Source organism: Phytobacter ursingii, from assembly GCF_001022135.1.
GTDB classification, from domain to species: Bacteria; Pseudomonadota; Gammaproteobacteria; order Enterobacterales; family Enterobacteriaceae; genus Phytobacter; species Phytobacter ursingii.
In genome coordinates, this window is record NZ_CP011601.1 from 39,179 (window position 1) to 59,680 (window position 20,502).

General features: G+C 50.8%; 22 protein-coding genes. 13 read left to right on the plus strand and 9 right to left on the minus strand.

All coding sequences use genetic code 11. The annotated features are described in order from the left end of the window. Positions 1 to 55: 55 nt before the first annotated feature. Together AB182_RS02125 and AB182_RS02130 are read right to left on the minus strand one after the other, a co-directional pair. Entirely contained in the window at positions 56 to 949 is an 894-nt protein-coding gene (locus tag AB182_RS02125) for a hypothetical protein (protein WP_000252081.1), read from the minus strand. Beyond that, a complete protein-coding gene (locus AB182_RS02130; protein ID WP_004248813.1) occupies positions 939 to 1,268 on the minus strand; it encodes a toxic anion resistance protein in 330 nt (109 codons plus the stop codon). Before AB182_RS02130 ends, AB182_RS02125 begins: the two co-directional genes overlap by 11 nt. Here AB182_RS02130 and AB182_RS02135 point away from each other — a divergent pair. Continuing rightward, positions 1,259 to 1,963: an IS6-like element IS26 family transposase gene (locus AB182_RS02135; protein ID WP_001067855.1), complete on the plus strand. Its 705-nt coding sequence runs from the start codon at positions 1,259 to 1,261 to the stop codon at positions 1,961 to 1,963. The two genes, AB182_RS02130 and AB182_RS02135, sit on opposite strands and share 10 nt — an antisense overlap. 109 nt (positions 1,964 to 2,072) lie before the next feature. Here the strand turns inward: AB182_RS02135 and AB182_RS02140 are convergent, their stop codons facing one another. The 7 genes from AB182_RS02140 to AB182_RS02170 all read right to left on the minus strand — a co-directional run bounded on the left by AB182_RS02140 (position 2,073) and on the right by AB182_RS02170 (position 8,293). Next, complete coding sequence (locus tag AB182_RS02140; RefSeq protein WP_001053340.1) at positions 2,073 to 3,314, minus strand: vWA domain-containing protein; 1,242 nt, start codon at positions 3,312 to 3,314, stop codon at positions 2,073 to 2,075. 428 nt (positions 3,315 to 3,742) lie between these two features. Continuing rightward, the gene (locus tag AB182_RS02145; protein ID WP_000301247.1) at positions 3,743 to 4,318 is read right to left on the minus strand and encodes a TerD family protein; all 576 of its coding nucleotides are present in this window, start codon (positions 4,316 to 4,318) and stop codon (positions 3,743 to 3,745) included. Positions 4,319 to 4,386: 68 nt separating this feature from the next. After that, entirely contained in the window at positions 4,387 to 4,965 is a 579-nt protein-coding gene (gene terD, locus AB182_RS02150) for a tellurium resistance membrane protein TerD (protein ID WP_000116680.1), read from the minus strand. Between the two features lie 48 nt (positions 4,966 to 5,013). Next, the gene (gene terC / locus AB182_RS02155; protein WP_000255079.1) at positions 5,014 to 6,054 is read right to left on the minus strand and encodes a tellurium resistance membrane protein TerC; all 1,041 of its coding nucleotides are present in this window, start codon (positions 6,052 to 6,054) and stop codon (positions 5,014 to 5,016) included. 22 nt (positions 6,055 to 6,076) lie between these two features. Beyond that, positions 6,077 to 6,532 carry a tellurite resistance TerB family protein gene (locus AB182_RS02160; RefSeq protein ID WP_000007449.1) on the minus strand — a complete coding sequence of 152 codons (456 nt, stop codon included), beginning with the start codon at positions 6,530 to 6,532 and terminating at the stop codon, positions 6,077 to 6,079. Positions 6,533 to 6,554: 22 nt separating this feature from the next. Next, the gene (locus tag AB182_RS02165) at positions 6,555 to 7,712 is read right to left on the minus strand and encodes a TerD family protein (RefSeq protein ID WP_001054786.1); all 1,158 of its coding nucleotides are present in this window, start codon (positions 7,710 to 7,712) and stop codon (positions 6,555 to 6,557) included. Further along, complete coding sequence (locus AB182_RS02170) at positions 7,712 to 8,293, minus strand: tellurium resistance-associated protein TerZ (protein WP_000254137.1); 582 nt, start codon at positions 8,291 to 8,293, stop codon at positions 7,712 to 7,714. Before AB182_RS02170 ends, AB182_RS02165 begins: the two co-directional genes overlap by 1 nt. Before the next feature lie 320 nt (positions 8,294 to 8,613). Here AB182_RS02170 and AB182_RS02175 point away from each other — a divergent pair, with 320 nt between their 5' ends. The 12 genes from AB182_RS02175 (at position 8,614) to AB182_RS02230 (ending at position 20,496) form a co-directional block, all read left to right on the plus strand. Continuing rightward, on the plus strand, positions 8,614 to 9,672 hold the full coding sequence (locus AB182_RS02175; RefSeq protein ID WP_012695441.1) for an ATP-grasp domain-containing protein: 1,059 nt from the start codon (positions 8,614 to 8,616) through the stop codon (positions 9,670 to 9,672). 9 nt (positions 9,673 to 9,681) lie between these two features. After that, entirely contained in the window at positions 9,682 to 10,824 is a 1,143-nt protein-coding gene (locus AB182_RS02180) for a phosphoribosyltransferase domain-containing protein (RefSeq protein WP_001280115.1), read from the plus strand. Continuing rightward, positions 10,817 to 11,590: an HAD family hydrolase gene (locus tag AB182_RS02185; protein ID WP_001040058.1), complete on the plus strand. Its 774-nt coding sequence runs from the start codon at positions 10,817 to 10,819 to the stop codon at positions 11,588 to 11,590. The genes AB182_RS02180 and AB182_RS02185 overlap by 8 nt, the downstream gene beginning before the upstream one ends. Before the next feature lies 1 nt (position 11,591). Next, positions 11,592 to 12,671 carry a cysteine protease StiP family protein gene (locus tag AB182_RS02190; protein WP_001585166.1) on the plus strand — a complete coding sequence of 360 codons (1,080 nt, stop codon included), beginning with the start codon at positions 11,592 to 11,594 and terminating at the stop codon, positions 12,669 to 12,671. Beyond that, positions 12,671 to 13,627 (plus strand): HpcH/HpaI aldolase/citrate lyase family protein, encoded by a 957-nt coding sequence (locus AB182_RS02195; RefSeq protein WP_011152965.1) that lies wholly within the window; start codon positions 12,671 to 12,673, stop codon positions 13,625 to 13,627. The genes AB182_RS02190 and AB182_RS02195 overlap by 1 nt, the downstream gene beginning before the upstream one ends. 10 nt (positions 13,628 to 13,637) lie before the next feature. Next, positions 13,638 to 14,846, plus strand: a complete 1,209-nt coding sequence (locus AB182_RS02200; protein WP_011152964.1) for a DUF4236 domain-containing protein — start codon at positions 13,638 to 13,640, stop codon at positions 14,844 to 14,846. 17 nt (positions 14,847 to 14,863) lie between these two features. Further along, positions 14,864 to 15,331 carry a tellurium resistance protein TerW gene (gene terW / locus AB182_RS02205; RefSeq protein ID WP_001176767.1) on the plus strand — a complete coding sequence of 156 codons (468 nt, stop codon included), beginning with the start codon at positions 14,864 to 14,866 and terminating at the stop codon, positions 15,329 to 15,331. Positions 15,332 to 15,793: 462 nt separating this feature from the next. Then, positions 15,794 to 16,432 (plus strand): vWA domain-containing protein, encoded by a 639-nt coding sequence (locus AB182_RS02210; protein ID WP_001253657.1) that lies wholly within the window; start codon positions 15,794 to 15,796, stop codon positions 16,430 to 16,432. Positions 16,433 to 16,454: 22 nt separating this feature from the next. Continuing rightward, positions 16,455 to 17,096 carry a TerD family protein gene (locus AB182_RS02215; RefSeq protein WP_000116681.1) on the plus strand — a complete coding sequence of 214 codons (642 nt, stop codon included), beginning with the start codon at positions 16,455 to 16,457 and terminating at the stop codon, positions 17,094 to 17,096. Further along, positions 17,096 to 17,734, plus strand: a complete 639-nt coding sequence (locus AB182_RS02220) for a vWA domain-containing protein (protein WP_001253658.1) — start codon at positions 17,096 to 17,098, stop codon at positions 17,732 to 17,734. Before AB182_RS02215 ends, AB182_RS02220 begins: the two co-directional genes overlap by 1 nt. A gap of 84 nt (positions 17,735 to 17,818) precedes the next feature. After that, entirely contained in the window at positions 17,819 to 18,859 is a 1,041-nt protein-coding gene (locus AB182_RS02225; protein ID WP_001253656.1) for a TerY-C metal binding domain-containing protein, read from the plus strand. Beyond that, positions 18,859 to 20,496: a PP2C family serine/threonine-protein phosphatase gene (locus tag AB182_RS02230; protein WP_000081059.1), complete on the plus strand. Its 1,638-nt coding sequence runs from the start codon at positions 18,859 to 18,861 to the stop codon at positions 20,494 to 20,496. Before AB182_RS02225 ends, AB182_RS02230 begins: the two co-directional genes overlap by 1 nt. Positions 20,497 to 20,502: the final 6 nt, after the last annotated feature.

Below are 20,502 nucleotides of genomic sequence, written 5' to 3' on the forward strand. Positions count from 1 at the left end.
CTACATATTTGATAAAAGTTACTGAATAAAAAAGCCCAGCGTACCGGGCTTTCATTCAATTTGATTCTAAGAATCTGACTCGCCGCCTGATTTTTATACCAAGAAGAGCGAACAAAACGCCAACGAATGCGACGGGACTACCTACTTTAAGACAATTAACCGACGCTTTTGAAAAGGTATGTGATTTAGACATACGTTTTTGCTCATAACGAATCGCAAGTGGTGAGACGGATTTATCTAAAGCTGTCTTTTCCAATGCATAACGAACTTTCACGGGAATATTTGACTGTAATACACCAGACATATACGCCCTAACAACATTCTGTGTTAACTTCACATCTGGCTTGCCGAGTTTTATATGTAGTTGCGCCTTTAAATAGTTTACAGATACCTCTTCGCCTGAGGGCCAATTACTATCATTTAAATATGCGACAAGTTTATCGTATTTTTCATGTTTTACATATTTCTTGATAACCTTTACAGTCGAAGCTGAAGTGGCATCAGTCTCTTCCGAACCTAAAGCAGATGTAAAAACTGACAAGCCGATAAGAAAAGCGCCAGCAATTAGAAGCATCGGGAATATCTCACCTATTTCCTCCCCCTTTAAAATTTTAAAGGCAGTTGAAGAAACTACTAATAGCCCCATAATCCCTAATAGCAACTTAGAATATGTAGTTAGGAAGCCTCCAAATGCATCGCCAAAATCCGAAACCACTAACTTATCTTCACCTTCAGATGAATTGAAGAATGACAAGGGCACATCAATATCAAAGTCCAGAACTGAAGGTGAGAGGTGTAATGACAGCAACCACAAGCAAAGACCAAAAATCATTATCAGCAGGCCCGCACCAAATATCGCGAAACCTGAATTTCTAATCTTTATAGACCGGTGAAAAAGAAATGACAGTTCACGGGAAAAATCGTCACTACTCTTAAGGTTACGCACCATGATCTACCCCTTTTTGTGTCAGTCGGGTGCGCAAATTCTCACGCATGGCAAGAACCTGTTTTTCTGTTTCCCTGAGCTTAATAGCCCCTTCTCTCTGGATTTTAACAACATCGCCAACCGTCTGGATAAGCGTATCCTGCACCTCTTTAAGGGTGCTTATATCAATAACCAGCCGTTGGTTTGCTTTCATAGTTTCTACTGCATTGCGATGCAGTAATTTTGCATTACTACGGAGTAACTCATTGTGGCACTGTTGCAAATAGTCGGTGGTGATAAACTTATCATCCCCTTTTGCTGATGGAGCTGCACATGAACCCATTCAAAGGCCGGCATTTTCAGCGTGACATCATTCTGTGGGCCGTACGCTGGTACTGCAAATACGGCATCAGTTACCGTGAGCTGCAGGAGATGCTGGCTGAACGCGGAGTGAATGTCGATCACTCCACGATTTACCGCTGGGTTCAGCGTTATGCGCCTGAAATGGAAAAACGGCTGCGCTGGTACTGGCGTAACCCTTCCGATCTTTGCCCGTGGCACATGGATGAAACCTACGTGAAGGTCAATGGCCGCTGGGCGTATCTGTACCGGGCCGTCGACAGCCGGGGCCGCACTGTCGATTTTTATCTCTCCTCCCGTCGTAACAGCAAAGCTGCATACCGGTTTCTGGGTAAAATCCTCAACAACGTGAAGAAGTGGCAGATCCCGCGATTCATCAACACGGATAAAGCGCCCGCCTATGGTCGCGCGCTTGCTCTGCTCAAACGCGAAGGCCGGTGCCCGTCTGACGTTGAACACCGACAGATTAAGTACCGGAACAACGTGATTGAATGCGATCATGGCAAACTGAAACGGATAATCGGCGCCACGCTGGGATTTAAATCCATGAAGACGGCTTACGCCACCATCAAAGGTATTGAGGTGATGCGTGCACTACGCAAAGGCCAGGCCTCAGCATTTTATTATGGTGATCCCCTGGGCGAAATGCGCCTGGTAAGCAGAGTTTTTGAAATGTAAGGCCTTTGAATAAGACAAAAGGCTGCCTCATCGCTAACTTTGCAACAGTGCCGGCTCTACAGTATTAAGCTGCTGTAGAGCTCATTCAACCAAGCTCAAACTGTGCGTATTAAAGGATGCCTAACCTTTTTGTTTCATCGATCCACGGTCTGAATTCTTCCAGTAGATTATCATATAACTTTTCATCGCTAATCGAACCGAAATCATCCATGGCAAAGAAGTGGGTGTTATCAACCCGGCGGTCAGTAAAGTCATCCAGATTTTTGAGGATACCGTAGCTTGAACCACCCAGGCCGACAAACTTCCAGAAGATGGGGTAGTTGGCAGAACGCCGGATTGCATCTTTAATCGCCCGGGTCTTGCTGATCCCGCCATCGGTAATAAATACAACATACACCGGGATTTTCGAGTCCTTAAAGTAGTCGACTATTTCTTCCATCACAGGAGGCTCGTTGTTTGTCCCTCCGAGGCCCGGCAGGTTCTCCCAGGCTGAACGCTTTCCAGCCCCGCGAATGGACTGAATATATGTGTCCAGGTTGTCCAGTGTGACGTTTGGATACTTCTTATGCTTCTCTCCAAATCCCCAGACATCCATTTCACCGTCGTCGTCGAACTGGGCGGCAAGAACGGCGATGCGGTCCAGCACAGACTGAACGTTACCCTTACTGAACTGGCCACTCATTGAGCCGGATGCGTCAAGTACAAATGCAACCGCTGCCTCAAGGGTGTCCAGTTTATTTTTAGTAAGACTGACCGAGGCTTTTTTAGCGAGGCTTACAAGGCGCGGAGATCTGGTTTCCAGTTTCTTTTCCAGACTGATACGAGCAGGCTTTGCTGGCTGCGGAGCTGGCTGTGCGACATCAACGCCATAGCTAATGGCCAGAGGCTCAAGACCACCGTTGAAACCCTGCCCGAGCGCACGAAGCTTCCAGGCGCCATTGTGCCGATATACTTCACCCAGGATAATTGCTTTCTCACTGCGGCCCTGAGTCTCAGCCTGGAACTCAGCGATTCCTTGAGCCTGCATGCTCAACGAACTGAGCCCACTGATGGTATCTTCACCATCAATGACAACTGTGATTGCAATTTTACTGATGTTCGCAGGAACACGATCCAGTGCTATCTCAATGCTGGACTGCTGAGAACCGGTAACGAGCTTTACTGCCCCTTCAGGAGAAGACAGATTATTGTAAAAGATAAAGTCAGAATCGCCGCTGACCTTTCCCTGAGCATTAAGCAGGAACAGGCAGGTATCGGGTTCGCCTTTAAAGCCGGATTTGGTAGGGTACTGAAGATTCAGCCTGATCGCAGATTGCTGAAGTGGTATGTTTTGTCCGGATTGTAGATTCACATTAACTCTCCTGATTTTTGATTATTTTAAAGCGCAGCGTTTATATAGGTTCCCCTGGCTTAGTTCAGGACGCTGGATTTCTGGTGAGGCGTATATATGGTGTGACACCATATTTCATCACGTTGAAGTTTCTATACCTGTTGAATTGGAATTTCCATTGGTCGGGTATTTTATCTTCCAGAACCCGTGCCTTCATAAGTCGCAAACGTAACATATATCAGAGGGGCATGCTGTTGATATAAGGCACGGAATACAGGCTTTAACCAGCAACCAGAGAAAAATCCGTTTCCTGCCTTTAAAAGGCTCACGTCAGAATTAACATCTCTCTGCTTTCTGAGATTCCCGAACCCTTTCTGCCCCCCCCCTCCTGATAGCGGATCGCAACCAAAAAAAACCCCGGCATTGCCGGGGTATGATTCAGCGTTATTTTAGATGTTAACGCCGTGCTGGGAGGCAAGAGCCGCCAGGCCACCGGCAAAGCCCTGACCGACAGCTTTAAACTTCCACTCAGCGCCATGACGATACAGTTCACCGAAGACCATAGCGGTTTCGGTTGAGGCATCTTCAGACAGATCGAAACGGGCAATTTCCGTGCCGTTGTCGTTGTTGTAAACGCGCATGAAGCTGTTGCTCACCATGCCGAAGTTTTGTTTACGCGCTTCTGCATCATAGATGGTAACGGCAAACACCAGTTTTTTGATATCTGCTGAGACTTTGGTCAGATCGATTTTGACCTGCTCATCGTCGCCGTCGCCTTCACCGGTACGGTTGTCGCCCTGGTGCTCTACCGCGCCATCAGGGCTGGTTTTGTTATTGAAGAAAATGAAATGCGCATCTGACAACACTTTACCGTCTTCGCCTACTGCGAACACGGAAGCGTCCAGGTCAAAACCCTGACCATCGGTTACACGGGCATCCCAGCCTAGGCCAACCATAGCAACATTCATGGTTGGTGCTTCTTTGGTCAGAGATACATTGCCGCCTTTTACGAGAGAAACTGCCATTTTTAGCTCCTGCAAACAGTTGAATGAGGGCTGCATTAACAGCCCCGGGTAGAAAAGTTACTTTTTGATCAGGACGCGTTAATGCCGTACTGAGCACATACAGATGCCAGACCACCAGCATAACCCTGACCTACTGCGCGGAATTTCCACTCACCATTGTGGCGATACAGCTCGCCGAACAGCATGGCAGTCTCAGTGGACGCATCTTCGGTCAGATCGTAGCGAGCAACTTCAGTCTGGTTATCGTCATTAACCAGACGAATAAACGCACCGGATACCTGACCAAAGCTCTGGCGACGAGCCTGAGCATCGTGGATGGTCACAACGAAGATGATCTTGTCAACTTCAGACGGGACGGCGTCCAGTTTAATTTTCAGCGATTCATCATCACCATCGCCCTCACCGGTGCGGTTATCGCCGGTGTGCGTTACGGAACCGTCGGATGACGTCAGGTTGTTATAGAAGATGAAATCTGAATCGCCGCGCACTTTGCCGTTTGAGGCCAGCAGGAATGCTGAAGCATCCAGGTCAAAGTCCTGACCGTCTGTTGAACGCGCATCCCAGCCAAGGCCCACCAGGACGTTTTTCATTGACGGAGCTGCTTTACTTAGGGAGACGTTCCCGCCTTTGGAAAGAGAAACACTCATAAAATAACCTCTTCGATTAGTAATTGTTCAGGTTAACACTTAAGGGGATTAACTCCCCTTTTCCTCAGATTCAGGTTTGCCCGGGAACATGACGCTTGCGAGAATGCCCAGCGCCAGTACACCCAGTACAACATACAGGCTGGTTGTTGCCGCGATGCTGTAACCATGATGCCAGATGTGATCGGTCGCATTCAGGCCGAGTTTTGCCGCGATGAAGAACAGCAGCACGATAACGGCCTTCTCCAGATGAACCAGGTACTGTTTCAGTGCCTCAAGGACAAAGTACAGAGTACGCAGGCCCAGGATAGCAAACATCATGGCACTATAGACGATAAGCGGTTCACGACTGACGGCAATGATTGCCGGTACCGAGTCAAACGCGAACATTACGTCCGAGAGTTCAACCACAGCCACACACAGGAACAGCGGGGTCGCATACAGCGCCGCTTTTTTACCACGGCCAATGGTGACATCGCTGTTTTCTGGTTTCGCCAGTTCAGCATCCACTTCCTTCTGGTTAAGCAGGAAGGCATGCCCTCTGAGCTTCGGCCAGATAGGGAAGAAGCGTTTAACCATGCGGTAAGCCAGATGCTGGGAGTAATCCTCAATTTCATCATCGTCATCACCGCTTTTAAGCATCATGACCGCTGTCCAGGCAACGATAATAGCGAAGACAACTTCAACATACGGCCCCAGACTCAGCAGGCTCGTACCGATGGCGACAAAGATGCCCCTGAAGACAATGGCACCAATGATCCCCCAGTAGAGAACACGGTGGCGATAACGATCCGGAACGGCGAACCAGGAGAAGATGGCCATCATGACGAACAGGTTATCGACCGACAGCACTTTCTCCAGCGCATAACCCGTGACAAACAGACTGGCAACCTCAGCACCGTGGTGGATATAGAGGAAACCGGCAAATGCCATCGCAACCACAACCCAGAATACGGACCAGAGCGCCGCACTCTTCAGCGAAATAGGCTTGTCATCACGGTGCATAAACAGGTCAATAAAGATGGCACCGACTGAAAGCGCAATAAAAACAATGACCGTTTCAGTCGGGAAGCCGATGTGTGTGGAAACCATATTTTACCCTTAGGGATGTGGATCAGAGGCCAAATTCAGCCGGGTCGAAGCCCAACGCGATAGCGATCTCGCGGGAGGCCAGTTTCTCGTCCTGATCGAAGTTACCGTCACTTTTCGCAACGGCAATACCAACACGTAAGGCCAGCTGAGCGGCCTCAGGCTGATCTTTCAGCGCCAGGATGTATTTCATGGTTTCGCCCTTGCCGATTTCAACATCGAAATCGAAGCTTGAAACCAGTTTATTGAAGAACTCAATCACCTCATTGGTATCGAAGACCTTCAGCTCTTCTGAAGAGCGCAGAAAGCCCATCATTTTCTGCTTTTCTTCCGAACTTACGCCGTCACTCGATACGGCAATACGGGCACATACAGCAACGGTGCCCTGCATGAATTTTTTGTTTTTGAAACGGCCAACCTGGCGGGTCAGTTCGTCACGGCCTGAGTTAATGGCACCTTTAACTTTGTCGAAAAAGCTCATACCTGTTTCCTTTGTTGCTGTGTTATTTAGAACCGGCGCTCCAGCGAAATCCCCAGCCAAATGCCCGGTCCATTTCGTCCTGGCCTTTGAAGTACTGGTTAATTCGCTCGACTTTAATTGCGCCGTTTTCGTTTACGAGTCTGGCAATGGCGCACAATGTGCGACGGTTTTCACCTTCGGTCAGGCGGGTCTCAATGGGCGGTTGATCCGGCACATGAATGGTGACCACACCATCAGTCTTGTCCCAGCTGGGAACACCTTCATAAATAAAGGCGTAAATCAGCACTTCGCGGATATGCTTCCATTCACGTCCATTGATATGCAGCCACTCGCCGTCTGATACATCACCCGTCCGGTCATCGCCCTTGAGCTGAACATACGGTTCATCGCGATAATCACCGAATGCATTACCGAGCGCCTGAATGACCGATTTATACCCGTCCTGAAGCTCAACAAAGGCCCCCAGATCCAGGTCGATTCCTTTGGAGCCGAACATGCCTGCAAAGCCTGATTTGCCGCTGCCCCGGTGCCAGTTCAGGTTGATCCGGATTTCACCGAAGTTATCCCGTTTGGTCAGGCTGATTGCAGGCTTCTCTTTTGTCAGCGATACCTTGCTCAGGCTGATTTTTGTCTCAACTGGCGGAGGGGTTACAACCGGAGGAGTCGGGGCTGCGGGAGCCGGTTCGTCGGCAATATTTACGCCGAAATGCTCTGCCAGCGGTTTAAGTCCACCGTTGAACCCCTGCGCAACGAAGCGGAATTTCCAGTCATTATTACGACGGTAAAATTCACCCAGAATTAAGGCTGCTTCCTGACGGCCGCTCAGTTCGACACTGCCGCTAACCAGGCCGGTAGCCCCTTGCTCCACGTCGATGGAAAGATTACGAAGACCGGACACCGTCTGCCCACCGTCACAGGTCACGGTGAACGCAATTTTCTGGACATCAGGTTTCAGCCGGTTGAGCGCGACAGTAAAGGTTGAGTACTGGCCTTCACTGACCAGGCTGACGGTACCATCATCGTTACGTGGCTGACCATAAAACACCATGTCCGCATCACCCTGCACCTTCCCGTCGGCATACAGGCGAAACGCCGAAGCATCCACCTGGCCGCCCGAGGTGATCCGGACCCGCAACTCCTGGGCTGGAACGGGGGCATTGCCCCCCGGCGTCAGGTTCATTAGCGAATAACCGCTGAAACGATATCGGAGTGCATATCGTCAATTGTGCGGCCGCGACAGGCATGGCCAAGGGCGGTAAAGTCCCAGTTGCCGTTATTACGGCGCAGCGAAGAAATAACGATCCCGGTATGTGAGCCCTGCTCAGTCAGCTTGTAGCGAGCCAGCTCTTTGCCGGTTTGATCGACAACGCGGCAGAACGCGTTTTCGACGTCATTGAACGACTGACCACGGAAGCTGTTTACCGTAAACGCCAGGTATTCAACGTTTGCAGGCAGTCGGGAGAGGTTGACATTAATCACCTCATCGTCACCGTCACCTTCACCGGTCAGGTTATCGCCACTGTGCACAACAGCGCCGCAGGTGGATTCCAGTTTGCGGAACCAGATGGTGTCAATTGTTTTACCGGTGCTGTCCATTAATACGCAGCCAGCATCGAGATCGATTGAGTCGTTGCCTCCAAACAATCCTCCAAGAAGACCTTTTTTCTTAACCGGATCCCAACCGAGACCGAAATGAAGCTGGCTTAATGCAGATGATTCTTTGCTGAGTGATACCGTCTGGTTCTTAACTAATGAAACCATGTTTTATTCCTTAAAATGGTAATGACCGAGACAATCAAAGGTATATTTAGTAACTGACGAAGAAAATCATATCATGATGAAGTTCTCTGACAAGGGAAATTTTGGTAGTTTTCTGTAAAAACACAAAAAGAAATCCTTTTCAGGGTGTTAATTTTCTAAGTTTAATTTAAATATCAATGTGTTATCAGGAATCCAAAAAACCTGACGCACTCCATAACCACAGGAGTTATTAATCATATTATGATTGACATGTAGCTTAGACACTCATAGACTCACTTCTCAATCATAAATTTGCATGGCGTTCCGGATAATTAAAAAAAATGAACAAGAAAATTTGGTTTATGGAAGGTTTATCCTCCCAGCGAGATATTATTCAGGGGGTAAAATCATTTGCAAAAAAAAATAATTTTGCCATTACCGTTTTTGCCTCCCACCGTAACGAAAGAAATGAAATCCTTTCCGTTGCCGACTATTCTTTGACTGAACCTGAAGATCCTCAAAAACGTCTTCAGTTTATCCAGGAAACCATTCAGTCCTACGGCATCCACCATATTCATACTGGCCGTAACAGCCAGTGGTTTGAAGAACACCGTTCAGCCATTGAATCGACCGGTGCCACCCTTACTACCGGTGCAACGGGCGTCGACTGGTTAACTCTGGCTGACGAAAAAGTTACTTTTGCTCAGTTTATGGAGCAAAAGGGTCTCCCGGTCGTACCATCCTGGCGGGTGAATACGCTGGCAGAATTAAAAACACACCTCGCGGCCCCGCCGTTCACTGACAGCCCGGTATGCGTGAAGCCGGTGACGGGTATCTATGGCATGGGATTCTGGCGCTTTGATGACAGTGCTTCGCCTATGGCCGTCTTTAATCATCCCGAACATCGTCTGGTCAGTCCGCAACAGTATATTGCAGCAGCATCAGCTGCTGAGTCGTTTAAACCCCTTGTTTTGATGCCGTACCTGCCAGGCCCGGAATTTTCCGTCGATATCCTCGCGGATAAGGGCGAAATACTCGCAGCCGTGGGACGCCGTAAGGAAGGGGTTATCCAGTATCTGGTAAACGAAGGAAGCGCCTGGGAACTGGCGTGTGACTGCGCCAGGGTTATGAAGGCCGACGGGCTGGTGAATGTTCAGACGCGAAACGATGTGAATGGCAACCCGGTGCTGCTTGAAACCAACATGCGTCCGTCAGGGGGGGTGGGTTATACCCTTCACAGCGGGGTGAACCTTCCTGGGTTATTTGCTGCCTTTAAGCTCGGTCTGATGTCTGAAGATATGGTGCGCCAGAGCGCTAAAAACACCTTTTCTCCGGTTGCGGTGAGATCCATTACGGATGTAATTGCATACCCGGAATCACTCTCTAACCTTCTGAATTAAGGCGTATTTATGTCTGATATCCTCGAAGATATGATTTATCGCCGTACCCTCTCATGCGGTACGATTCAGGTAACCCGCGACCAGGGTGAAGTTTCGCTCGATGACCTGTTTGACATCGCTGAAAGACGTAACCCGAAACGCGCCTTTCTGTTTGTCAGCAAAGTACTCGGCAGGCACATTCCCGTGCCACCCTCAGTCATGCGGCAGGCCTACAGACAGCTTGCCAGCCAGTTCCCCTCGACACTGACAGGACCCGTACTGTTTATCGGTATGGCTGAAACCGCCGTTGGGCTTGGGGCCGGTGTATTTGATGAAGTGCGCCACCAGCATCCTGAATCTGTCTATCTGACCTCTACCCGTCACCCGGTTGATGGCACGTTGCTTTGCGAGTTCAAGGAAGAACACAGCCACGCCACCGATCATCTGATCTATCTGCCAGATGATGAAGAGAAAAGACGTCGTGTTACCAACGCACGAACGCTGGTTTTGATTGATGACGAGGCAACCACCGGTAATACCTTTATTAACCTGCTTTCAGCCCTGCGTAATACCGGCAAGCTTCAACATATTGAACAGGTTATAGCCGTTACGCTTACCGACTGGAGTGGCAAAGCCTTGTCCGAGCGCAGCACCTTACCAGTCACTTCGGTTTCTCTTGTAAGCGGTAAGTGGGGATGGACCCCATTACCTGATGCACCTGTCCCGGACATGCCGAAAGTCAACGTAACTTCACGAGGAGAATGGGACATCCAGGGAAAACAGTCCTGGGGCCGACTGGGGATGCTCGCACCTGCGGCCGATCTCGGCCATGAGGTCTCCGTCCACAAGGGGGAACGTATTCTGGTTCTCGGGACCGGGGAATTCGTCTGGGAGCCGTTCCTGCTTGCTGAACGGCTCGAAGCTGCCGGAGCACAGGCATTTTATGGATCGACCACCCGCTCCCCTATCGCCGTTGGTTATGCCATTGAGTCCGCCATTTCCTTTACGGATAACTACGGGCTGGGCATCCCCAATTTTGTCTATAACGTCGCCCACCAGCAGTTTGACCGCATTCTTGTGTGTACTGAGACACCCGCAGAAAGTATTGACACGCAGCTTCTTAAAGCGCTGGCTGAGGTTGCGGCCGTCGTGGAGATTGTTACCTATGAATAAACCCGTTGTTCTGAGCGACCTTGACGACACGCTCTTTCAGACCCGTCGTAAAATGGTGGACGAGCTGGCCCTGGAGCCATTCCGTACCGGTGCCGTTGATCGCACCCTGAATCCACGAAGCTTTATGACGGAAGAACAGTCCATGTTGGTGGACTGGCTCCTGGAGCAGGCTGAACTCATACCCGTTACCGCACGGGGAACTGAAGAAATCAGCCGCGTACGGATCCCTTTCCACTCCTGGGCAATCACCACTCACGGGGCCGTCATTCTCACGCCAGAAGGCAAACCCGACGAGGAGTGGAAGGCCCATATGCTCGGCCAGCTGGCTCCCTATCAGGAAAAGCTGACATCGATGCAGCGTCTGATCACTGAAATGATGGACGCAAAAGGGATCAATGCCTGGGCAAGGCTGAACTTCGAATACGGTGAAACGGCGGTTTATATGGTGATGAAGCACCGCGACAGCACCCGCCTTGACGAGCTCAATGCCATTGCAGATGAGATAGAAACGGTGTTTCCGACCGAGGGCTTCTACATCCACCGCAACAGTAATAACGTGGCCTGGCTTCCCACCGCGGTTGAGAAAGGGCTGGCAGTCAGATGGCTTCTTGAAAAACTTCGGGCTGAACGCGGAGTCTTCCCCGTAATTGGTCTGGGCGACAGCCTGAGCGATCATCGTTTTATGAAACTGTGCAGCTGGTTTGGCATCCCGCGTCAGAGTCAGTTTGCAGATGCCATTTCACAGCGAATTTTTGGAGAAAATTAAAATGCAGCCACATGACACATTTACCGGCTCATACCAGCCCGGTGACGTGGAATTTCTGCTAAAGCCGGTAGTCATTGAGATGACGCCGGTTGAGCAAAAAGAAGAGCTGATTCAGTCAGGGAAGAAACATTATTCGGACATGCTCAGTCAGGAGCCAGCGCCAACACAATGGCATCTTGATTTGTTTCACCGGGCGCTGGATCGGGGCGCAGAGAGACTTGCAAAAGAAGTCACACAGCTCGCTATTGCTCTGGCCGAACGCTTCGGTGATGAGCCCATTGTACTGGCCAGTCTCGTCAGAGCTGGCGTGCCGCTCGGCGTTATGCTGCACCAGGCCCTGCGTGACATGGGGAAAACCTCATGGCATTACGGTATCAGCATTATCCGGGATCGTGGAATTGACGGTGCAGCCCTCGACGTCATTGAAGAGCGCCATGGTACCAGCGGTATTGTCTTTGTTGACGGATGGACAGGTAAAGGCGCAATTACCGGAGAGCTTGTACGCGCACTGAAAGATCGCCCGGGCTATCCTGAGCAGCCGCGACTGGTTGTCCTGGCCGATCCCTGTGGCTGCTCCTGGCTTGCAGCCAGTGATGATGACTGGCTCATTCCTTTTGGCATCATGGGTGCGCCGGTATCAGGCCTGATCTCCCGGTCAGTATGGTCCTCTGAAGGATTACATGGGTGCATGGTTTGCGAGCATCTCAGTGAATTCGAATGCAGCCGGATGCTTGTCGATACCGTCGCCCATTTCCGTAAGAAGTTAACCCCGTCATCCCTCGCTACCCTGAGCTGGAATATGGAGTCAGCCCGGGTCTTATGGCAGACAAGTCGCGACGTTATCGCGTTCCTGGCCGATGAATTTAAAGTGGACAGCGTCAATCGTATTAAACCCGGTATTGCTGAAGCAACCCGGGCTGTATTACGTCGGGTACCGGACCATGTATTTGTGCGTTCTATTGACGACCCGGACGTTGCCTTGCTTGTAGGGCTTGCTCGTGAAAAGGGAATAGTTGTTACAGAAATGGGGGGAACCCTCGGCCAGTATCGGGCTGTAACCATTATCAAGAAGGTACTCTGATGAAAAATCGTCTTTCTCCCTGGAATCTGGGAGCCACGCTATACATGCCTGCAACACGGGAAGATATTGCTGATGCCGTCCTGCACGGGAAAATCCCGGGTTTGCGCTCTCTGGTGATTTGCCTGGAGGATGCTGTCAGTGAAGCAGACATCCCCATCGCCCTCAAAAATCTGGAGCACCTGCTGCACGAGCTCAGTAACAGCATGCGTAGCCTGGGTAAAAATGACTGGCCTCTGGTGTTCATTCGCCCTCGGCATGCCGAAATGGGCAGATGGTTAAAAGCGCATTATGATCTTTCCGCTGTCGATGGGTTTGTGTTGCCGAAATTTACCCTCAGTTCGTTAGCTGAATGGTGGGATATCATGGGCGGGACTCACCTGTGCATGATGCCAACGCTGGAAACAGAAGACGTCTTTGACGTGGTTCAGATGCGCGAGCTGGCCACTCGCCTGGTGGAACATCCCTGCCACGACCGCATTATTGCGCTTCGAATCGGCGGCAACGATCTTATGAACGTTGTGTCGCTTCGCCGCCCCCGGGACCTGACGCTGTATGACAGCCCGATGGGCTACGTCATCAAAATGCTCGTTTCAGTCTTCGGCCCGCGTGATTTTGCCCTGACCGCGCCCGTATGTGAGCATATTGACGATCATGCCGTTATGGCCAGAGAGCTGGCTCTTGATATGGCACATGGGCTTGTTGGGAAAACGGCCATTCACCCGGGTCAGATAGAGGTCATTCAAAACGCGCTGATGGTCACTCAGGGTGAGTATTCTGACGCTCTGCGGATCCTGAACTCTACCCAGGCCGTGTTTAAGTCGCAGGGAGCAATGTGTGAACCCGCCACACATCGCCGCTGGGCGGCTGGCATTCTGGACAGAGCTCGTTTTTATGGGTTACAGAACGAGCAAAGCGCTGATGGAATCAGATTACTTACCGTGACCCAGCATCATTAAGGAAATCATAATGGGGTTCAGGTTCAGAAAGTCGATCAACATTATTCCTGGCGTTCGCCTCAACCTGAGTAACGGTGCACCGAGCCTGAGTGTCGGGCCGAGAGGTGCTTCCGTTTCTTTTGGTAGCCGGGGGACCTATGCCAATCTGGGCTTGCCCGGTACCGGGCTGAGTTACCGTACCCGGCTTGACCGGGCCGCGCGTTCCGGAGGTGGAAACCGGACGGCAACCGACCCGGGGCTCAGACAGGCGCTTGAGCAGGAAGCCGCTGAACTCATGTCAGCGGTAACCGCAATCCGTAATATTCACGAGCTGACGCCGGATCCAAAAACAGGCATCAGCTGGGCAGAGCTGGAAGCAGTATACCTGCATAACAGAACGTCGCCTTTTCAGGTTCCGGCACCGGTGCGTCCAGAAAAGCCAGACTACCTTGCATTGCCGGAAAAGCCTGCCGAGAGCGAAGGCATTAGTTTTCTGGGTAAATGGTTTGAATCGGAATCAGCTAAAGCTGAGCGCCACGCCGAAAATCTTCGCCGGTGGCAGCAGGAGCTGATTGATGTGGAGCGTGAGAATACCCTTCGACAGCACCGGTACCAGCAACAACGGACGGCCTGGGCCGAACAGTATGCAAACTGGAAGTTTGAAGCAGAAGAACATGAAAAACGGCTCGCCACGGCTCAGGCAGATGCCCGGCAGCAGTTCCGGACAGACGCCGCGTTTTTCGAATCATACCTGGCGGGTGTGCTGGCAGAAACTGAATGGCCGCGTGAAACGATTGTTGCATTTGAAGTAAAGCCGGAGCTATCAGCAGTCCTGCTGGACGTTGATTTAGCTGAGATTGAAGATTTCCCTGATAAGATTTACGGCGTTAATGCCCGGGGCACGGAGCTGACGGAAAAAGCCATGACGCAAAAAGCCGTACGCGAAAACTATGCCCGCCACGTCCATGGCTGCTTGTTCCGCCTGGTCGGTATCGTTTTACATACGCTACCTTTCGACAACGTGATTGTGTCAGGCTTTACGCAACGGGTCAGTAAGCGGACCGGCTATCTGGAGGATGAGTATATCCTGTCCTGCAAATGCACTCGCAGCCAGATGTCGTCAGTAAATTTTGCAGGCATAGAACACATTGATCCGGTTGAAGCGTTAGGCGATCACCCGGTTATTCGAAAGATGAGCAGTACCTTCATTTTTCAGCCTATTGAACCACTAACCCTTTAAGCAGGCTAAATCTTACGATGCAATTAAATACCAGACAGGCCCGGATTTTTAAGCTTGCCAACTTACTGGGCACCGGCAAGCCCGTTTCCGCTGCCGACATTATAACCAGTCTGGAATGCTCAGAGCCGACATTAACCCGGGCCCTCAAAGAGCTACGCGAGTCATATTCTGCGGAGATCAAATACAGCAAGGCAGGTCATTCCTACCATCTCGTTAATCCGGGCCAGCTGGATAAAAAGACCCTTCGCCGGATGAATGAAGCGCTCGCACAGAATGCTGAACTGAAAACCGGTGAGTCTACAGGGAAGGTCGTACTCGATAAGGATAAAAAAACAGCCGTGTCCTTATCGCTACGCATGCGGATCTTAAGAAAAATTGACCGTCTGGCTGCGCTGAGTGGCTCGACCCGAAGTGAAGCGGTAGAGAAGCTGGCTCTGCACTCCGTTGACGAACTGATAAAAGAATACAGCGCTAAAAAGTCCTGACGCTAAATCTCAGACCGGGGTGAAAACCCCGGTTTTGTCATATTTTACCTCTGTATTGGCGTGACGTAGTTTTGATCTATTCTCCTCCCGCAATGCCAGCAGCGCCTTACTGACTACAAAACCTGGTGTCTTGACATCCTCTTGTGCTACACATCAATCTTTGGGCGTTTTACACTCCATTCATGCAGATCTGTGATGTATGATGAATTTCATACATAAGACAGTTTATTTGTCCGAGTTTTTTCAGAAATCTTATATTCCAGTCCGGTCTGAATTATTTTTCTGTTGATAAGAGGCCATTCACATGTCGGTAATTCTATGGTGGTTAACTTATTTCTTTAATGCCGCTTCTGAGTATTTAATCTCCACCCGACAGATGTCGTGCCGTTTTATCAAATCAACAAACCCTGGCCTCTTCCTGAAACTACTCTCCTCTTCCGATCTCTTAAGAAGGAATTACATTTGAGACGCTTACCCGTATATCTGCTACTCGACACGTCCGGCTCTATGCACGGAGAGCCTATCGAAGCGGTTAAAAATGGCGTTCAGACGCTGCTTACCACGCTGAAACAGGATCCGTATGCACTCGAAACGGCTCACGTGTCAGTGATCACCTTTGATTCTTCAGCCCGACAGGCAGTCCCCCTGACAGACCTCCTGAGTTTCCAGATGCCAGCACTAACAGCCAGCGGCACCACGTCTCTTGGCGAAGCGCTTTCCCTCACGGCCAGCTCCATTGCCAAAGAAGTACAGAAAACGACGGCTGACACTAAAGGTGACTGGCGTCCCCTTGTATTCCTGATGACGGATGGAAGTCCGAATGATGACTGGCGTAAAGGCCTGAATGACTTTAAAGCGGCCAGAACCGGCGTTGTTGTGGCATGTGCAGCCGGGCATGATGCCGATACCAGCGTCCTCAAAGAAATCACTGAAATCGTGGTTCAGCTCGATACAGCTGACAGTTCGACGATTAAAGCTTTCTTTAAATGGGTCAGTGCGAGCATTTCGGTAGGCAGTCAGAAAGTGGAGTCCAGCAAAAAAGAAGTGATCGGTCTTGAAGACCTGCCACCGCCGCCGCCAGAAGTAAATGTGGTCTTATAATTTTATTGATTAAGGGGATATCATGTCTGTCAGTCTGAGCAAAGGCCAGGGCGTAAGCCTGAAAAAAAATGAATACGATCTCTCGTCCGTTACTATCGGCCTCGGTTGGGATATTAATGAGGAAAAGAAAGGTTTTCTCGGCGGGATCTTTGGTAAAAAAGAAGAAGAATACGACCTTGATGTGATCGCTTTCCTGTGTAATTCAGCCGGAAAGGTGACCGATCTCGGCAATGTGGAAAATGGTAAACCAACGCTTGTGAATGGCGATATCATCTTTTTCAACAGCCTTCGCCATAAGTCAGGCAATATCTGGCTGACGGGCGATAACCGAACCGGAGCCGGTGACGGTGACGATGAGCAAATTATTGTGCGCCTGAATTCCCTTGACGCTCAGTACGAGAAAATTGTGTTCATCGTTCAGATCTACAATGGTGAAAAGCTCCAGCAGCACTTTGGTAAAGTTCAGAATGCCTTCATCCGGGCAGTAGATGCCCGTAATATTGAAATGGCACGATTCGATCTTTCTGGCGGACCCGCCTTCGCCAGCCAGCGCTCCATGGTCTTTGCCGAGCTGATACGCGAGGCTACAGGCTGGAAACTCAGGGCAATTGGTGAGCCTTCAGAATCAGATTCGTTTGTCTCGCACCTGAGGAATTACATGTGATGCGCCGCCTGCCTGTTTACCTTGTTATCGACACATCCGGCTCGATGCGCGGTGAGTCAATCCATTCCGTTAACGTTGGAATTCAGGCGATGCTTAGCGCTCTTCGCCAGGATCCCTACGCCCTCGAAAGCGTTCATATCTCCATTATCACCTATGACAATGAGGCGCGTGAGTTCATTCCTCTCACGCCGCTGGAAGACTTCCAGTTTTCTGACATCGTTGTGCCAAGCGCAGGCGGGACGTTCACCGGTGCTGCCCTTGAATGTCTGATGCAGTGTGTTGAACGGGATGTACGTCGCTCAGATGGTGATACCAAAGGAGACTGGCGTCCTCTGGTATTCCTGATGACTGATGGAACCCCTTCTGATGCCCTGGCGTACGGTGAAGCGGTAAAAGCGATTCGCGGCCGGGGATTCGGATCCATCATTGCCTGCGCCGTTGGTCCTAAAGCAGGCCATGAGCACTTAAAACAGCTCACCGATAAGGTTGTGTCTCTGGAGACGCTAGATTCAACCGCGTTTGCAGGTTTCTTTAAATGGGTATCGGCCAGCGTGTCTTCCGGCAGCACAAGCGCGGGGATTAATAACGGAACTGATACCCTTCCCCCTCCTCCACCAGAAATCCAGCTGGTGCTCTGACAGACAGAAAGGTGCTGTTTCCGGGCAGCACCTTTCTGTACAGCAACGTTTTCTGCTGGCCGTACCAGCCGTACGAGGAAAATTATGAGACGCCTTCCCGTGTTTTTTGTCCTGGACTGTTCAGAGTCCATGATTGGTGAAAACCTGAAAAAAATGACTGATGGTCTGCAAATGATCGTCGGAGATTTAAGAAAGGATCCACACGCACTTGAAACAGCCTGGGTCTCGGTAATCGCATTTGCCGGTGTAGCCCGTACGATTGTACCTCTTCACGAAATTGCCTCGTTCTACCCTCCCCGCCTTCCCGTTGGCGGCGGTACGAGCCTTGGAGCTGCATTGCGTGAGCTGACCGTGCAAATTGATACCCAGGTCAGAAAAACCACTCATGAGGCTAAAGGCGACTGGAAACCCGTCGTGTATCTCCTTACCGACGGACGTCCGACTGACGACACAACCGCAGAAGTGAAGCGCTGGAAGGATCACTACGCGAGTAAAGTGAATCTCATTGCCGTTGGCCTGGGGCCGTCAGCGGACCTGAATATCCTGCGGCAACTGACAGAGAATGTCATGCTGTTCACCGAATCTCAGGAAGGGGACTTTACCCGCTTCATCAAATGGATCACGGCCTCGGTTACGGCGCACAGCCGCAGCGTCGGGGACGACAAACAACCTGAGCTCAGCCAGACTGAATACATAGTCCGGCTGGCCAAGGACGAGCCAGTAAAAGCGTACGACGAAAACTGCGTTACGCTTACCGGCCGTTGCAGCAAGACCCGTCGTCCGTACCTGATGAAGTATGAACGGCCACCAGCAAGGGTTTCCGGGCTCGATTTCAGTCTGAACCTGAACAGCTTTAATATTGCCGGATGCTATCCCATCGATGAGGACTATTTTGCGTGGTCAGATGCCACCGCTACCGGTTTGCAGGTAAATACCAGCGAACTGCATGGCGTACCGGGTTGCCCCCACTGCGGTAATGCCAGTGCGTTTGCCCTGTGCTCATGCGGAAAGTTGCTGTGTATTGACGGCCCGGATGACGTGATCTGCCCGTGGTGTGAAACAGGCCTGTCATTCAGCAATGATGGCGGAAACACTAACTTCGACGTAAACAGAGGGAGAGGTTGATGTCGCAAAATGCTTTACTTGAAGAGAAGATTATCCGCTTAGTTCTGTCTGAGCTGGGCCACCCTGTTGAAGGTGAGCGGCTTTTACTTCTATCGCAGGACCCATCCCTTACCGAAGAAATTATGCGGCTTAAAGAGCGGATTGAGAGCCTTGCACAGGGTTTATCTGCGCGGGTTAGCGAAGGTGATAACGACGCAGAGATTGCCGCCTCGTCAGCATCCAGTCTTTCCGATCAGCAACAAACGGTCGTAAGTGTTGCTGATAACCCGGGCATTGACGCTACCGATACATCAGCACTGCAACCCCTGCCAGAAAATGAGCCTCATCCTCCGTTCTGGAAGCTGATGCCTTATTACGAATTTGATAAACCAGCACAGAGGGAAGACGAAAACCTGTCTTCCCTGGTATTAAAACCCGGGCAGATACCGACAGGCCAGCAGCGGGCCAGCTTAGCTGTGCCACCTGCCGTTCCCCCGAGAGCTAAAATAACGATCCCCAACGCCCGCGCAGGCGAACGTTTCTCTTCGCCGGTTGCTATCGTTCTGGGTGAGGGCCAGCAGGCTACTGTCAGGGACGTTGTCTTTCCCCGGAACATTGGCCTGTCTTTTGACAAAGAACAGGAGTTGCTGACAGGTACTCCCACCGAAAGCGGCGATATAGAGCTTTCAGTAATCTGGTCATGCACGTCGCACGACGAATGTGAAACAAAACAGCTATTTATAATCAATCCCGATCCGAGAAGCCTGTGGAAGGTGGTAGAGCCACCAGCAGACGCTCCCTACCCTAAGTCCCATCTGGACGCTGCTGGCCTGGTCAGGGGTGATATACGTATTGCTGCCGCCAGTCGCCGGGGACGCTCTCATGAGCATGCCGGAAGCTTCAGAGATGACGACTTCTACATCAACCACTGCCAGGAAACAGGATGGTCTGTCATGCTGGTCGCAGACGGAGCCGGTAGTGCGGTAAATTCCCGGGAAGGCTCCCGGATTGCAGTCAAAACGGCTGGCGATTACCTTTTAAATCAGCTCAGTGGTGTGAAAGGCGTCCATTTAAAGCAGCACATCACGGCGTGGGAAGGGAGCGATCAGCAGGCAACAATAAACGCCATGCTTCATCATTTTAAACAGGCAGCTACGCTCGCGGTCAACAGTATCCAGAACGAAGCCATTTGTGCAGAACAACCTGTGAAATCCTATTCAACAACCCTTCTGGCAACTGTAGCGCTACGAACTGATAACGAGCTGTTTGCGGCTGCATTCTGGCTTGGTGATGGTGCGATAGGTGCATACAGCCCTTCCGGTAAAGTCAGGATACTGGGAAATCCCGATAGCGGAGAATACGCAGGACAAACCCGTTTCCTTGACCAGAGCATTATCGCAGACCCCTCGTTTAGCGGCCGCATCAGCGTGGGTAAATGGAATGATGTATCTCACTTGATCCTCATGACAGACGGCGTCTCAGACCCTCTGTTTGAGACGGATAATGGGCTTCGCAGTGACGAAAAATGGACCCGTCTCGTTGATGAGCTCAACCCTGTCCTTACAGACGCCAGTATTGCGCCTGAGAGGTTAGGCGACTGGCTTAACTTTTTCTCCACAGGGAACCATGATGACCGCACTATTGCGGTGTTGTGGTAAGGGATA